Raw genomic sequence first — 15,090 nt, 5'->3', positions numbered from 1 at the left:
TTGAATTATTCGCTCACGTTTTAGTTTCACTGTTATATTGTGCAGGGAGATACTCAGTTTCCAACCACTGCGCCGCAGAAACATCCGGATCATCTGCCTGTGCAGATACGCTCAGCCCGCTTCCCATCAGCATTACCAGAGATAACAGTGCCAGTTTTTTCCCTTTTTTTGCACCCTTTGCGAATTCAGATGCGACAACAGAATTCCCTGTCCGTTGATTTTTTACGACTTTGAATATTTTATTCATTGTTTATTTTTCTCAAAATTGAAGGACGTGAATACGGAAATTCCGGGTGCAGGAAACCCTGACGCATTTAATGCATCACAGAAAAAAATGTACCGTCATCTGAATCACTGACGGCTATAAACGCGATTGGGTTATTTAATTAATTTATTTAACGTTCACCTGAATTGTCCTGTATCCGGACTTAGAAAATTTTACTTATGGTTGAATCGGCGGCGTATTATAGGGAGGGGATTTCGAATGTCTATAGCGGTTTTAGGAATCATCCTAAGCTAAATTTACTACAAAATAATCGTAATAAGATAAATAACCATAAAAATACAAATTGAATGAGTAAAAACTAATGGTATGTTCTGGTGAGTAATACTACTTACCCTAACCCGAATATTGACTCTTCTGAGATTTTAAATCCAAAACGATACTAACTTACAACACTTAACTTCAATTAAACATCAAATATCAAAACAACAAACTAACAGTTTATGAATGTGCACTTTATTCAATTTGTTTCAAAACATAACAAAATACATACTATCCTCACGCACAAATGTGCATTTTTATGCAAAAAATACGAATTTAAAAAACTTTATTTTTTTCTTGTCTTTTTTTGATAAAAAGCACAAATAGCTCATTTTACGCGTTAATATAGTAACAAACGTAACTCAAAAACAGCTTTAGTGATACAAATCACAGTAAACTACCGATCAAATAAGAAGTAAAAAACAAACATAATATTAACAATACGTATCGCTATCATGAAAAAACCCCGTGTTACCATTAAGCTAAATTACTTATTTGATGTGTTTAAACTAACAGTATTAACCAAATAATAGAATCTACCGGGATTTTTATCCGATACAACTAAAAACACCAGAGAAATACGCCATCACGGACAGAACAAAAAAACACACTATTATGATTAAATACTCTTTAAATACGTATTTCGGTACAAATAACACGCGTTACTCAGATAACACCAAAAATACATACCGGCACACCATAAAATGCATTTTCATTCATTTAATCCTTCACAAGGATTTGATTATTATTCAGTAGTAAAGCGGGTGTTTATGAGTAAAACCGGTTATTTATACGGCAGAAACCGGTTCTGTTATAATGCGGGAGCCGTGACCGGTGACAGGAAACAGATACAACATGACTATTTTTGACACACTGGCAGAACGCCATATTCAGGCCGCACTCGAAAGCGGGGAATTGCAGGGACTGACAGGGGAAGGGAAACCACTCGCACTTGATGATGACAGCCACGTTCCGCCTGAATTGCGGGTCGGCTACCGTTTACTGAAGAATGCCGGCTATCTTCCCCCGGCATTACTGGCCCGGCAGGAAGCCGTTTCTCTGGCGGAATTATTGTCAGTTCTGCCGCCGGACAGCACAGAATATGAACAGACAAATAAGCGGTTACGATTGCTGGCGGTACAGTTACAGCAGGCGGGGCTCAATACAGATTTTCTGTATCACCGCTACCATGAGGCAATACAGCAGGCACTAAATAAAAATAAATAATTCCTGCTGGCGTCAGTACAATTCATAAATCTGATCAGAGGTAAAACCGCGGTACATCAGATAACGCATCTGTTTTTGTTTCTCTTTATAGTCTGCCGGGCGGCTTTCCCCGAATTTCTTCATTTTTGCCTCACGGGCCTGCTCAAACCAGTCGGTTTCCTGTGCGGAAAAAACCGAATCAATCAGTTCGCCGGAAAAGCCTTTCTGACGTAATTCCTGCCGTATCCGTACCGGCCCGTGTAATTTTCTTACTCCTGCCTGAAAAAACAGCACGATACTGCGGGTATCATCCAGATATTGAGAATCGGTCAGCCGTGTCATCACACGGGGCAGGACATGCTCGTCTGTCGGGGACGTTTCCTGCTTTTCGGCAATTTTTCGTTTCAGTTTCCGGGCCAGTTCCGCCCCGGCGTATTCCCGGCGGCCCAGCAGCCATATGGCATAATGATATAGTTGTTTTTCATCCATCGTGACACCTGCGTGTTATCCGTTAAAATCGTGGTAACATACCATATTCCCACTATATTCAGAGAGACAGACAATGGCACAACTGACGCCGGAAGAAAAAGTATATGTTGATGACCTCGCGATGCAGCGGGTTGATGATATGAACAGTGATGAATTTCTGGTTCGTCAGCTGGATGACAAAATCCACGGGCTGGCATCTCACCTGAAAGACTACTTTGAAGAACGTCTGACATTCCATAAACAGAACAAAAACTGATCCTGCCCGGGCAGCTGTACGCTGCCCGCTCCTCAGATCCGGCCTGAAATAATATCTATATAAATAATTACATTCGTTATCAGCCGATTCTGATAGCTATCCTGTCACGCCTAAAATAAAGTTGAAAATAATTAAAGTTCTCTGTCACCGTGCCGATATTCTATACCGGAATCATTCTGAGTGATTGATTTTACGCTGTTAATACAGTTAATGATAATTATTCTTAATAATTGCAAACAATAATCATAAAGAAAAAATAATATTAAATACTGCACTTTTTAACATATTTTAAATGAATATTTAAAAATATTAACAACAATTGACGTATAACATCGCAGTAACATAAAAACGCAGTATATAAAACCATAAGTAACTATCCGTATCCGGATATTACAGATAAAACTCACCTTTTAATTCCCGGTTCAGAAAAACACTTCAATTAATCATTTCATGACTATATACTCTGTTTCGTTTTAGTTATGCCTTCCATTCTGATGTATAAGAATCTTCTTTCCTGTCAGCGGTAATAAAAATTACCGGGGGAAACTATTTCTTATTGATGCTACTAACTAAATAAACCCTGCTGATTTGTTTTTTCAGAATCAGCTAAAAACTATTACAGACAGAAAATAAATTTACAGGCGGAGTAATTAATTCCGCTGCTTAATTTATTATATATTCCATCCCGGAGAGGATAATGAATAAAAAATTCGCTCTTGCAGCGTCTGTTTCTCTTATTTTTGTTGCTAACTCTGCGTCTGCGGCGACTACCGCATCCGGTGGTTCCATCAATTTCACCGGTTTTATTACTGATGCCACCTGTACTATTAATAACGGTAATGCGAACATGTCGGTATTATTAGATCCAATCACGGTTAATCAGATCAGCGGACCGGGTGCTATCGATGAAGGAAAAAAAGCATTTTCCATTGAATTATCAGACTGTAACGCCAGTGATAAAGACAGTAAATCACTGCATATTAATTTTGCATCCACCAATCTGATTTCCAATAACGGCAATTATCTGATCAATCAGGAAACTGATGAGAAAGGTAATCCTAAAAATGTCGGGATTGCACTGACCTCACAAAAAACCAATGAAGTAATTAATTTAAATATGCCATATGACACTAAAATTGCAGCCACCGGCGGCGCTATGCAGTTTTACGCTAAATATTATAAAGTCGGCAGCGAACCAGCTCAGCCCGGTAAAATTAATACCATGCTGACATATAACCTGTCTTACTTCTGATATTTTCAGGCCTCTTTTAATAAAGGGGTCTGATTTTTTGAAAATACACATCATGAAAAAAACAATCTTAACATTGTTGTTATTAACGATGACATTTGTCAGCCGGGCAAATGTTATTATTAATTCCACCCGTGTTATTTATCCGCAGGGCAGCAAGGAAGTTCCGGTACAATTATTTAATACCGGAACACAGCAGGCATTAGTGCAGGCGTGGATTGATGACGGCAATGCCGGTTCCACCCCGGAAACGGCCAATGTTCCGTTTATTCTGACGCCGCCGGTGGTGAAAATCGACGGCAAAAATGGTCAGCAATTGCGCGTAAAAATGACACCGGCACAGCTTCCTGCGGACAGAGAATCTCTTTTCTATCTGAATTTACTGGATATTCCGCCACTGCCGGAAAACAGTGCGGACAAAAATATGATGCAGATTGCTATCCGCTCGCGCATCAAACTGTTTTACCGCCCGTCCGGCCTGACCCTGAGTGCGGATAAAGCCCATACCCGTCTGACGTTTACCCGTGACGGTCAGCACTATATTCTGAAAAATGATTCTCCTTATCATATTAATATTCTCGGTCTGAAAACGACGACTGACGGCCGTGATCTGGCTGATGAAGGTACGATGATTGCACCTTACGCTCAGTTTACCCTGCCTGCCGCATCCGGATTACCGGCCGGAAATCACTATACGCTGACACTGATCGACGATTTCGGTGCCATCAATACCTATCCGCTGTCACTGAACTGAACAGCCGCCTGATGTCACGTTATATCTGCCGTTTTACCGCCCTTGTTTCACTGTTGCCGGTGCTGTTCAGCACACCGGCAGCCGCGGCCGGATTTAACACCAACTTCCTTTACGGCGATTCTGCCAAAGCAGATCTGTCCCGTTTTGATCGCAATGATACCCTGCCCGACGGCGAATACACCGTTGAGATCAGTGTAAACGGCGAATGGAAGGGACGCTTCCCCCTGCGTCTGCAACAGAGCGGACACACCATTCTGATACCGCAGGACGATGTGCCGAAACTGGGACTGCGTAACACGACACCGCCGCCGCAGGCAGATGAAGAGGGTTATATCGCGCTGAGCAGTCTGATTCCGCCGGACAGTTACACCCTGAATACCGGGCAGTTTCAGCTGATGCTGAATGTGCCGCAGGCCATGCTGAATAGTGTGCTCAAAGGGTATGTCGATCCGTCCCTGTGGGATCAGGGTGTTAATGCCGCAATGGTCAGTTATAACGCTAACTATTATCACGCCGCCAATAAACGTGACGGCAGTGATAATGACAATGTGTATCTGACTCTGAACAGCGGCCTGAATCTGGCCGGCTGGCAGTTCCGCGATCAATCCTCTCTGACCTACAGCAGCGGACAAAGTACGAAATGGAATACCAACACCCGCTATCTGCAACGGGGCTTTCCGGCGATCAAATCTGATTTCCGTGCCGGAGACAGCTACACCTCCGGAGATCTGTTCGATTCCGTCCGTTTCCGCGGTGCGACACTGAAAACAGATATGCGTATGTATCCCGATACCTGGCAGGGTTTTTCCCCGGTGATACGCGGCGTGGCGCAGACAAACGCACTGGTAAAAATCTATCAGGACTCGCAGCTTATCTGGCAGCAGAGTGTTCCCCCCGGCCCGTTTGTGGTCGATTCACTGCTCCCGACCGGCTCCGGCGGGGATTTACAGGTCGAAATCAATGAAGCGGACGGGCAGATCAATCACTTTATGGTGCCCTTCTCCGCCGTTCCGAACATGTTAAAAGAAGGTCTTTTTAACTATGAGCTGAATGCCGGTGAAGTTCAGCTGACAGATAATGCTTACCATCCGGATTTTGCACAGCTCAATCTCCGGTACGGCATTAACAATACGCTGACCGGCTACGGCGGCATGATTGCGGCAAAAAATTATCAGGCGTTTTTGCTCGGCAGCGGCTTTAACCTGCCAATCGGCGCGTTGTCGCTGGATGTCACACACTCTGATGCCCGGTTTGATCAGGACATGCCGCGCTACCGGGGCGAAAGCTACAAAGTGGCCTACAGCCGGTTTATTCATCAGACCAATACCAATTTTTCACTGGCGGCTTACCGTTACTCCACCAGCGGTTATTTCAGCCTGACTGACGCGGTACAGTATCAGGAACTGCTCAACCGGCAGGCGTCCGCCGGTGAGATATCACCGCAGTCACAGAGTTACCGCCAGCGCAGCACCTTTAATATCAATATCAACCAGCGGATCGGCGCGGATTACGGTTCGGTGTATCTCGCCGGTACGCTGCGTGATTACTGGGGCGGTCAGGACAGCACCCGCGAATATCAGCTGGGTTATGCCAATAACTGGCAGGATATCAATTACACCCTCAGTGCGGGCCGGACCCGTTACAGTAAAGACAGCAGCAATCCGGCAGGCAGCAGTAATAATGAAGAGACACGGATTAACCTGACACTCTCTGTCCCGCTGACGGTATCCGGCCGCAAAGTGTACCTGACAGCAAACAGCATGATAAAGGACAGCCGTTATCAGAGCAGCAATATCGGTCTGAGCGGCACCGCCGGGCAAAGCAATGCTCTCAGTTATAACGTCAATGCCGCTCATCAGCAGGCCGGTGGCACAACCTTCAGCACCAGTGCCGCTTACCGTGCGGCCCCGGCGACACTGAATGCGTCTTACAGTGAGTCCGGCCGTTACCGCCAGCTCGGCGCCGGTGCCACCGGCAGCCTGGTGGTCTGGTCCGGCGGTATTCTCACCGCCAATCAGCCGGGGGAAACCTTTGCCATTGTGAATGTCCCGGGCACCGCCAATGCCATCGTCAATAATGACCGTAATGTCACCACCAATACACAGGGTCAGGTACTGGTGCCGTACCTGTCCGCCTACCGCAAAAATGCGCTGATCCTGGACGCGTCACAGGCACCGGAAAATGCGGCTGAACTGCTGGGAAATGTGCAGGATATCGTGCCTTACGCCGGTGCGGTGACACTCGTGAATTTCAGAACCGATAACCGGCAGGAATTTTATCTGCACGCGGTACGTCATAACGGAAAACCTCTGCCGTTCGGAACGGAAGTCACTGACGGAGACAATAACAGTATCGGTTATGTCGGGCAGAACAGCCTCATATATATAAGAAGCGAAACACAGCCTGCGCAGATTAATGTCCGCCTGACGGATACGGACAGCGGTTACTGCCGCATCACACTCACGCCGGGTCCGCAGAGCACACCTCTGCGCTGTGCGGAATAAGGAGGCATCACCGATGCTCAGAAAATCGTATCTTTTTACCGCGCTGCTGGTACTGCTGACCGGTTATGCACAGGCGGAGTGCACCAACGACGGCAATAAACAGGCTCCGCCGCTGATCGCTGATCTGTCAGAAACCTTTTACCGTCAGACGGAAACCACGCTCAATTTCAATACCCGCCACAGCGGGGAATTCAGTTGCAACGCACGCAGCAACAGTGTCTCCAACGCTTCTTATCTGCAAAAACGTTCGGTGGTGGTCGGTTTTCAGAACGGACGTTATCCGGTCGAGTTCCGTGTGATCGACATCCGTCCGGACAACACACAGAAATTCGGTTACAGCAGAAATCCTTATCCGGCAGATCGCCTTCAGACAAGTTTTACACTCAGCGCCCGGGTCATGCCGCAAAATTCACGCAGCGATGTGACCGTTCCCGGCAGTCAGTACCGTTTTGACGGTGCGGTGATAGCGGCAGACACCACGCGGATCGGACTCATTTCATTTTTTATCCGCCTCGGATTCGATATCATCAGTTATCTGCTCAGCGGTCACTGGCCGGAGCATAACGAAGATCTGTTCCTGCAACCGCTGGATGTCATTTATCAGCCGCGTGAAACGACCTGCACCTTTAATAATGCAGATTTATTGGTTGAACTGCCGCAAATCGACAGAGCACAGCTGCTGCGCAATAAAACCGCCGGGATGACCCGCTTTTATCTGGATATCTCCTGTCATGATCGCCTGAACGGCCGTACCAGCCGGCCGGTGAAAGCTTATCTGGCCAGCAATCAGGTCTGGCTGCGGGACATGAAAACCCTTGTGGATACGTCACCGGGTGCAGCGCAGGGTGCAGGTATCCGGGTCGGCCGTTATGCGGATACCAATGACAACAGCGCGCTGGTGATCACCCCGCCGGGACGGCAGCCACGCGCAGATTCCTACCTGTTTGAATGGGGAAAGGACAAATTTATTGAAGTAAACAATGGCTTCAGTCTCTGGGCATATTACTATGTTTATGATGCTTCCCGGCTCAGTGCAGGCCGTATCAATACCACTGCAATCCTCAATTTTGAGTATTACTGACCACAAATTTTGATAAAAATATCCGGCAAAAATCGCGGGAAAGAGGCAAAACAGGACGCGGCACGACGTAAAAAACATTAATTTCCCGGATTATTCCGCCATTTTTACTAAAATCGGCTGCCATTTCATGTCCGTTTTAACTTACTAATAGACATACATAAAATCCGGAAACAGGATTTTATCCTGTCAAAGCATTCCCCATTAATATTAAACGATGGATAATAAGGCTGGCCTTGGATTTTGTATTTTGCTAGTATTCGTTCGATTTTTGTTCAGACAATAAAACGAGGAAAAGGCAATGCCCTCTCATACGATGAGGACAAATGCAGTCTTCGCTTTCTTGATTTTACTATTCTTTACCGGTTCGGGCTTTGCCTCAACCAGTACCACGACAAGCTTGCCGTATTCGTCTCAAAACAAGCAGTTGCTGAAAACACTGCCTGATTTGAAGAAATACGCGTCAGGTACACCCCGTAAGAAAGCGTTTTTAAATGCCATTGTCCCTGCGATTGACAAAGTGAATCGCGAAATCATGAATGACCGCACCTGGTTACTGGAACACCGGAATGCCAAACACTGGTCACAGAGTGATATTGCAAAGCTCGGAAAGCTTTGCCGGAGCTATGATATGACATGCAGCTCGCCTAAGCGCACCAACTGGAACGCGCTGCTGAGCCGTGTCGATATCCTGCCCACCCACTTCGTTGCCACACAGGCGGCAACCGAGTCAGGATGGGGAACATCAAAACTGGCTCAGTCCAACAATAACCTTTTTGGTATGCGTTGCGGACGGGGCTGTAGTGCCAAAGCCGGACAGGTTCAGGGCTACTACGCGTACAGCACTATTGAGGATAGTGTCACTGCTTACATGAAAAATCTGAATACGCACCGTGCTTATAATTCACTGCGTTCAGAAAGGGCAAAACAGCGTCTGGGTGATGATGACTCACTGAGTACACCGGAACTTATCAGTCAGCTGGAAGGTTATTCGCAGAAGGGAGATGCGTATAACCGTTACCTCCGCCAGATGTATGACAGTAATAAAAAACTGATCACATCAGCACAGAAGGTCGCCCAAAACACATAATTGCTCTGTTCACTGCAACAGACACCCGAAAACCCGCGCTAATCCGAGTATTACGCGGGTTTTTTTATCGCATCTCATATTCTTATTGAATCGTGGTTGATAACTTATATTATACTCAGCACGCTAATTATGACATTTTCAACAAGCCTGCACAGAGCCTGATATGAATTTCTTTTCATTTGAATTTCTTGCCTCCTTTACTGCTTTTTTTCTGATTTACTGGCTCTGTCAAAAAAAGACCCGTTTACAGAATATTCTTTTAATTGCAGCAAGTTACCTGTTTGTTTTTTCATTTCAGGCAAGCTTCGCCTATGTGCTGGCCGGTTATACCCTGTTCATTTATCTGCTGACCAATATTCTGAGCAGCCGCCTGTCCGCACGGGCCATATACAGCCTGCTGGCGGCAGGGATCATCGGCTGTTTTACGGTTTTCAAATACTACGGATTTATGCAGGAATCCCTGCAAAGCGCGCTGCTGCAGGCCGGTGTCGAGGTTGAACTGCCGGTGCTCTCCGTGCTGGCTCCGCTGGGCTTATCATTCTACGCGTTCCATTCAGTCAGCTATGTGGTGTCGGTCTGCCGCAAAGAGATTGAAAAAGCGCCATTTTGGGATGTGGTGCTCTATCTCTGTTTCTTCCCGAGCATTGTCGCCGGGCCGATAAACCGTGCCAAAGCCTTTATGCCGCAGGTGCAGGCGGCCTCACGGGAAATCATTGATTACAGAAAAGCGCTGCTGCTGATCACGCTGGCGATGGTAAAACTGTTTTTATTCAGCGCCTATCTGTCGGAAAACTTCGCCAACCCGGTCTTCAGTTCGCCGGTCAATTACAGTGCCGGTGAGATCCTGGTGGCCGTTTACGCCTATGCCTGGAATATCTATTTTAACTTCTCCGGTTACACTAACCTGGTCACCGGGATTGCCATGCTGCTCGGGTTCAGGGTTCCGCTGAACTTCAATGCGCCGTATCTTGCCACCAACCTGAAAGAGTTCTGGGCACGCTGGCACATCAGTCTTTCCACCTTTATCCGTGATTATATTTATATCCCGCTCGGCGGTAACCGCAAGGGCTGGCTGCGGATGAACCTCAATGCCTTTATCGCGATGGTGATTTCCGGGATCTGGCACGGTGTCGGACTGCCGTTTATCATCTGGGGGGCACTGCACGGGCTGGGGATTGTGCTGATGAATATCAAACACAAACTGCTGCCGCCGCGCACTGATCCGGCGGAGACTCTGTGGCAGAAAACCGGGGTCTGGATCGCCCGGATTTTCACTTTCCATGTGCTGTGTCTGACCTGGATTTTCTTCCGCAGCGCCACCCTCAGTGATGCCCTCACCATGCTGACTCAGCTGACCGCTGACGGCTTTATTGCCTCAGTGACGGCCAGTGCACCGCTGATTATCGCTTTCTGGCTGCTGCTGATTATCTATCCGCTGTGCGTCAGTCTGTATCACCGCGCCGGACACTATTACCGGCGGATCTCATGGGTCTGGTATCCTTTACCGCTGGCACTCTTTATGACGCTGGTCTTTATTTTCTCTCCTTCAGGAATGCCGGGTTTTATCTATGCGAATTTTTGATTTTACAGAAAATCTCGAGCGGGCACTGAAGGTCGTCTTTATTGTGCTGACAGCGACCGTGGCACTGGTCTGGCTGAATCAGAACCCGCTGGCCCGTTACTGGGAACAGACCTACCACCAGCCTGCGCCGTGGGCGAAGCTGGAGGGGCATTACGGATGGGATCTCGGGGGTTACCTTCAGGAAGGCGTGGTGGCCGCCGGTGAGACGCTGTGGACGTATGCACAGGGCAATCATATTGTTGAAGAAACGGAAGAAGCGGTTCCCGGCAATACAGCATTCCCGGAAGAGTTTCAGGTGGGGCTGCATTTTATCAACGGCTACCGTTATCCGGCTGCCGCGCTGTCAGTCACCTTCCCTGAACTGCTGAACCGGGAACGTCCGGCAATCGCCGGTTCTGTGCTGAAGCTCAACCCGGAACAGGTGGCACAACACATCCTGACGAAAAAGACACCGAAATCCGTTATTGACCTGGCCGCCGGGGATAAAGTCTTCTTCGCGGGCGATTCCCTCATGCAGGGGGTCGCGCCTGTGTTACAATCCCGTCTGGCCAAAACCTACGGCATTGAGAGTATCAACCTCAGCAAACAGAGTACCGGCCTGACGTATCCGAAGTTTTTTAACTGGCCGGAGACTATCAAAACCACTCTGGCTGCCAACCCGGATATCCGCCTGCTGGTGGTGTTCCTTGGCCCGAATGATCCGTGGGACATGCCGCCGGAGGGCGGCGGGCGTTATCTGCGCTTTAAGTCGCCGGAATGGGAAGCACAGTACCGCAAGCGGATTCAGGATATTCTGTTAACAGCCCGGATACAGGGTGTGGACGTCATCTGGATCGGACCGCCGAATATGCGAAAAGATAAGCTGTCGGATGGTGTACACTATCTGAGTGGTGTTTATCAGACGGAAATTAACAATGCCGGTGAAATCTGGCTGTCCGCAAATGCCATTTTCAAATATCAGGATAATATCTATTCAGACTACCCCGGTGACGGCAGCAGCAATATCAAGCTGCGCAGCGGTGACGGTATTCACTTTACCTACAAAGGTCAGAAAGCCATTGCTGACACGGTATTTGATCTGATTAAATTTAATGCTGCGCCGGAGGAAACCCCGGCGGCGCAGGAAAACACAGAAACACATGATGAAACAACAAAAACGCCCGTCGTGGCCCCTTAAGCTGGCCGGAGCCGGAGCCCTGTTTGCCGCAGCGCTTTCCCTGCTCTCCTGCCAGAACACGCAGGATAAACCGTGGATACAGCCGGAGACACCGGCACCGGTGTCGCGCAATGATCTGACCAACTACGGCGATCCGAATCTCAGCCGCCTGGCACACCGCCTGCGGGACCCGTCCGCGCGTGTTCATATTGTCCAGATTGGTGACTCTCACACCGCGGCGGATTTTTTCTCCGGCACGCTGCGTGACAAATTTCAGGCACGTTACGGCAATGCGGGGATCGGCTTTGTGCCGCCGAGCATTATTGCCGGGCAGCGCACAGCAAACTTCGTCTTCACTGAGCCGAAAAAACAGTGGTCATTCCTGACCAGCCGCAAAGATGATGCACCAAACTTCCCTTTGGGCGGTTTTATTATTTCGCCGCTGACCCCGCACAGCACCCTGACGATGAAAGAGCGCAGTCCGTCCTCTTATCAGTATGATATGCAGGTGCTGTACCAGACCGGTTATCCGGCCTCCGTTGCGGTACGCGGCGGCAGAGGCGGCACGCTGAACCTGACGCCGTCCTCAGAATGGCGTTTTTCTGACAGTGTGCCGGTGACCTTCCCGGCAGACATCACCGCGAATGAGAAGAGCCCGCTGAATATCGGCGGCTGGTTTATTACCCGCAATCATCCGGGTGTGATGCTCTCATCTGTCGGTATCAACGGTGCCACCATCGCCATGACGGAAAAATGGCAGCGGCAGTGGGTGAATACCCTGGCGCAGACCGATCCGGAAATGGTGATCCTGGCTTACGGCACCAACGAAGCCTTTAATGATACGCTGGATTTGGATCTCTACCGTCAGCAGCTGACCAATGTGGTGCGCAATATCCGCAATACCATGCCGGATGCGGTGATCCTGCTGGTCGGCCCGGGCGACAGCATCAAGAACAAAACCGCACCTGACTGCCGTTCACAACAGCCGGCCAATCTGCACAATGTAATGCAGATCCAGAAGTCTGTCGCGAAAAGTGAAGGCTTACTCTACTGGGACTGGCAACAGTTCATGGGCGGCGACTGTGCGATCAACAGCTGGGTGCTGCGTGATCTCGCACGGCCGGATAAAGTCCATCTCTCCGGTCCGGGTTATGAGAAGAGTGCCACCGCACTCTATAACGCACTGGAAACCCTGCTCAGTCAACAGTAACCCGGTACTCCGCAGATAACTGATTATCTGCGGAGTCTCTCCCCTCAGCCGTTTACGCTGTGTCCCAGAACCCCGATCATGGCATTCTCATTCACAAACTGAATCATTCCGTTATCTTTATCGGTCAGTTCCAGCTCTTTATCATTCTCTGACGGCACCACAATAATAAAACGGCTGCCGTTACGCTCCGCATTCTTGCGGCAGGTGCTGATCCGCATTCCCGAGCAATCATTTTTAATGGTGAATTGCGGGAACAGTGTGCGCAGACGACGGCCGACTATCAGCGCGTGTCCGGCGGCACGGGTGTTTTCCGGTATCAGCACCACATCCGTTGCATTCTGACGCAGCAGTTGTTTGTGGCATTTGCGGATCAGGAAAATAATCGGATCAAGCATAAAGGCAAAACCGCTGACCGCCACCTGTTTATCCAGCAGATGTGATGCGCTGGCATCATAGCGCCCGCCGCGGCATAACAGTTCATCGTGGCTGTCCGGATGGGTGGTGCGCCATTCAAACAGGGTATGGCAGTAATTATTCACCGGATACAGATCCGGCGTTACGCTGTACGGAATTTTCAGGCGGTTAAGGGATTCAAGTAACTGACGAAAGCGGGCGGCGGACGTTTCAGAGAGAAACTCACTGAGCCGGGGGGCTTTTTTATTGACGATATCCAGCAGCTTGTGCGGTACGGATAATAACTGCTCCGGTTTATCTTTCAGTCTGGCCAGCCACGGCTCCTCAAAGAACGGCAGAAACGGCTGATAATAGTCTCTCAGTGCCTGACGGAAGCAGCTGAACTCTTCTTCACTGCCCGCGGTATTTATTTTCAGTTCAATATACGGCGTAAGATGCAATGAGCTGAAAAAATCATACTGCATTAAAATATGCTCCAGCTCGATATCAATATTATCGTAACCGAAGGCTTCCACACCAATCTGGTGATATTGTTCAAAATCCTGCTTCTGTCCGGCCACATTGCGGAACATCGCACCGATATACCATAACTTGCTTTTCGACTGTAAACGCTGATGCTGTGCAATCACCCGCAGGCAGCCCATCGTTCCCTCACCGCGCAGCAGTGCCGGATGACTGCAATTAAGCTTAGGTCCGTTATGATTATCCTCTGCGAATGCGGCAGTATTCTTCATATGGTCATCCCAGTATTCCAGCAGCGGAAAACGGATTTCCTGATAACAATAACGTGCCAGCAGTTTAGAGGCGCGGTTTTCCAGCCAGATCCAGTCTGCCACATCATTACTGTAATGTTTGCGCGGCCGTCCGCTCTGATGCGGGCGCACGGTCCGGTTCACTTCAAATTCCAGTTTCTGACAATACTGATTCGTACCCAGTACGCAATTCTGATTCAGACAGATTTGGATTCGCTCAATAACCGACTGACTGATGGTGGTATATAAAAAATGCTGGTAATGGATACCACGCTCTTCCGGTGTTTTTCCTAATTGTAAATAACACTGGTGTTCAGTCATTCTCGGAATAGTACATTCCCCGGCGTTATGAGCATAGCTTGAATAATTTAAGTTATGTCTGTCATTATATTCTGACTGGTCGGATGTGAGTGTATCAACATATTGAGAGACCAAAAGAAAATAGGAATTTGCTTCAATCAGACAGCTGTTATAACGCCGATCCCATAATGCGCCGCTGCGCTGATATTTATTATTGTAATAAGGAACATACTGGCGTCCGATGTGCTGAATGAAGCGGCTTAAATCTTCTTTTGATTTTGGTGTCAGCAGCAATAATACGGTATCGGCCTGAAGTGAATATGCATGAAGCTCGCAATTGTATGATTCTAAAGACCTGTCAATGCAGGTCAGAAAGCGGGCGTAATCATTCTCTTCCTGAAAGAGTTTTTCATGATTGTGTCCGTTAAGTTTAATCAGCTGTGGTAATCCCGGAAAATAAAGGCGCTCTCTTCTTGGCATAGGTCAGCGCTCCAATCGCTAAAAAT

Annotated in this window: 13 protein-coding genes; 10 read left to right on the top strand and 3 right to left on the bottom strand. The window is 48.3% G+C overall.

All coding sequences use genetic code 11. From position 1 onward, the window contains the following. Positions 1–13: 13 nt before the first annotated feature. A complete protein-coding gene (locus tag R5268_RS00485) occupies positions 14–247 on the bottom strand; it encodes an ESPR-type extended signal peptide-containing protein (protein WP_317418546.1) in 234 nt (77 codons plus the stop codon). Between the two features lie 1,152 nt (positions 248–1,399). On the opposite strand from R5268_RS00485, the gene R5268_RS00480 reads away from it, so the two are divergent. Continuing rightward, positions 1,400–1,771, top strand: a complete 372-nt coding sequence (locus R5268_RS00480) for a DnaJ family domain-containing protein (protein ID WP_107679209.1) — start codon at positions 1,400–1,402, stop codon at positions 1,769–1,771. Between the two features lie 12 nt (positions 1,772–1,783). Here the strand turns inward: R5268_RS00480 and R5268_RS00475 are convergent, their stop codons facing one another. Next, the gene (locus R5268_RS00475) at positions 1,784–2,239 is read right to left on the bottom strand and encodes a regulatory protein RecX (RefSeq protein WP_107679210.1); all 456 of its coding nucleotides are present in this window, start codon (positions 2,237–2,239) and stop codon (positions 1,784–1,786) included. Between the two features lie 73 nt (positions 2,240–2,312). On the opposite strand from R5268_RS00475, the gene R5268_RS00470 reads away from it, so the two are divergent. From R5268_RS00470 to R5268_RS00430, 9 genes are all read left to right on the top strand, one after another. Next, on the top strand, positions 2,313–2,495 hold the full coding sequence (locus tag R5268_RS00470) for a hypothetical protein (protein ID WP_107679211.1): 183 nt from the start codon (positions 2,313–2,315) through the stop codon (positions 2,493–2,495). Between the two features lie 697 nt (positions 2,496–3,192). Continuing rightward, the gene (locus R5268_RS00465) at positions 3,193–3,747 is read left to right on the top strand and encodes a fimbrial protein (protein WP_166708628.1); all 555 of its coding nucleotides are present in this window, start codon (positions 3,193–3,195) and stop codon (positions 3,745–3,747) included. A gap of 52 nt (positions 3,748–3,799) precedes the next feature. Next, the gene (locus R5268_RS00460) at positions 3,800–4,498 is read left to right on the top strand and encodes a molecular chaperone (RefSeq protein WP_317418547.1); all 699 of its coding nucleotides are present in this window, start codon (positions 3,800–3,802) and stop codon (positions 4,496–4,498) included. Positions 4,499–4,509: 11 nt separating this feature from the next. Continuing rightward, positions 4,510–7,002, top strand: a complete 2,493-nt coding sequence (locus tag R5268_RS00455) for a fimbria/pilus outer membrane usher protein (RefSeq protein WP_317418548.1) — start codon at positions 4,510–4,512, stop codon at positions 7,000–7,002. Positions 7,003–7,015: 13 nt separating this feature from the next. Then, positions 7,016–8,083, top strand: a complete 1,068-nt coding sequence (locus tag R5268_RS00450) for a fimbrial protein (RefSeq protein WP_317418549.1) — start codon at positions 7,016–7,018, stop codon at positions 8,081–8,083. A gap of 298 nt (positions 8,084–8,381) precedes the next feature. After that, a complete protein-coding gene (locus R5268_RS00445) occupies positions 8,382–9,170 on the top strand; it encodes a protein bax (protein WP_317418550.1) in 789 nt (262 codons plus the stop codon). A gap of 163 nt (positions 9,171–9,333) precedes the next feature. Further along, positions 9,334–10,752, top strand: coding sequence for an MBOAT family O-acyltransferase (locus R5268_RS00440; protein WP_317418551.1), 1,419 nt, complete (start codon positions 9,334–9,336; stop codon positions 10,750–10,752). Further along, a complete protein-coding gene (locus R5268_RS00435) occupies positions 10,739–11,929 on the top strand; it encodes an SGNH family hydrolase (protein ID WP_317418552.1) in 1,191 nt (396 codons plus the stop codon). Before R5268_RS00440 ends, R5268_RS00435 begins: the two co-directional genes overlap by 14 nt. Then, positions 11,892–13,118, top strand: a complete 1,227-nt coding sequence (locus tag R5268_RS00430; RefSeq protein ID WP_317418553.1) for an SGNH/GDSL hydrolase family protein — start codon at positions 11,892–11,894, stop codon at positions 13,116–13,118. The genes R5268_RS00435 and R5268_RS00430 overlap by 38 nt, the downstream gene beginning before the upstream one ends. Positions 13,119–13,162: 44 nt before the next feature. Here the strand turns inward: R5268_RS00430 and R5268_RS00425 are convergent, their stop codons facing one another. Continuing rightward, positions 13,163–15,064: an ATP phosphoribosyltransferase regulatory subunit gene (locus R5268_RS00425; protein ID WP_317418554.1), complete on the bottom strand. Its 1,902-nt coding sequence runs from the start codon at positions 15,062–15,064 to the stop codon at positions 13,163–13,165. Between the last annotated feature and the right edge of the window lie 26 nt (positions 15,065–15,090).

The organism is Morganella sp. BCCO 40_0007, from assembly GCF_032989665.1.
GTDB lineage: Bacteria > Pseudomonadota > Gammaproteobacteria > Enterobacterales > Enterobacteriaceae > Morganella > Morganella sibonii.
The sequence above is the reverse complement of the archived record's forward strand: the minus strand, read 5'-3'. Positions and strand labels throughout refer to the sequence as shown.

Excerpts from the sequence above, each read along its gene's own strand:
- R5268_RS00450 (WP_317418549.1), top strand. The coding sequence starts at position 7,016 with ATGCTCAGAAAATCGTATCTTTTTACCGCGCTGCTGGTACTGCTGACC.
- R5268_RS00435 (WP_317418552.1), top strand. The coding sequence starts at position 10,739 with ATGCGAATTTTTGATTTTACAGAAAATCTCGAGCGGGCACTGAAGGTC.
- R5268_RS00430 (WP_317418553.1), top strand. The coding sequence starts at position 11,892 with ATGATGAAACAACAAAAACGCCCGTCGTGGCCCCTTAAGCTGGCCGGA.
- R5268_RS00460 (WP_317418547.1), top strand. The coding sequence starts at position 3,800 with ATGAAAAAAACAATCTTAACATTGTTGTTATTAACGATGACATTTGTC.
- R5268_RS00475 (WP_107679210.1), bottom strand. The coding sequence starts at position 2,239 with ATGGATGAAAAACAACTATATCATTATGCCATATGGCTGCTGGGCCGC.
- R5268_RS00425 (WP_317418554.1), bottom strand. The coding sequence starts at position 15,064 with ATGCCAAGAAGAGAGCGCCTTTATTTTCCGGGATTACCACAGCTGATT.
- R5268_RS00485 (WP_317418546.1), bottom strand. The coding sequence starts at position 247 with ATGAATAAAATATTCAAAGTCGTAAAAAATCAACGGACAGGGAATTCT.
- R5268_RS00470 (WP_107679211.1), top strand. The coding sequence starts at position 2,313 with ATGGCACAACTGACGCCGGAAGAAAAAGTATATGTTGATGACCTCGCG.
- R5268_RS00445 (WP_317418550.1), top strand. The coding sequence starts at position 8,382 with ATGCCCTCTCATACGATGAGGACAAATGCAGTCTTCGCTTTCTTGATT.
- R5268_RS00480 (WP_107679209.1), top strand. The coding sequence starts at position 1,400 with ATGACTATTTTTGACACACTGGCAGAACGCCATATTCAGGCCGCACTC.
- R5268_RS00440 (WP_317418551.1), top strand. The coding sequence starts at position 9,334 with ATGAATTTCTTTTCATTTGAATTTCTTGCCTCCTTTACTGCTTTTTTT.
- R5268_RS00455 (WP_317418548.1), top strand. The coding sequence starts at position 4,510 with ATGTCACGTTATATCTGCCGTTTTACCGCCCTTGTTTCACTGTTGCCG.
- R5268_RS00465 (WP_166708628.1), top strand. The coding sequence starts at position 3,193 with ATGAATAAAAAATTCGCTCTTGCAGCGTCTGTTTCTCTTATTTTTGTT.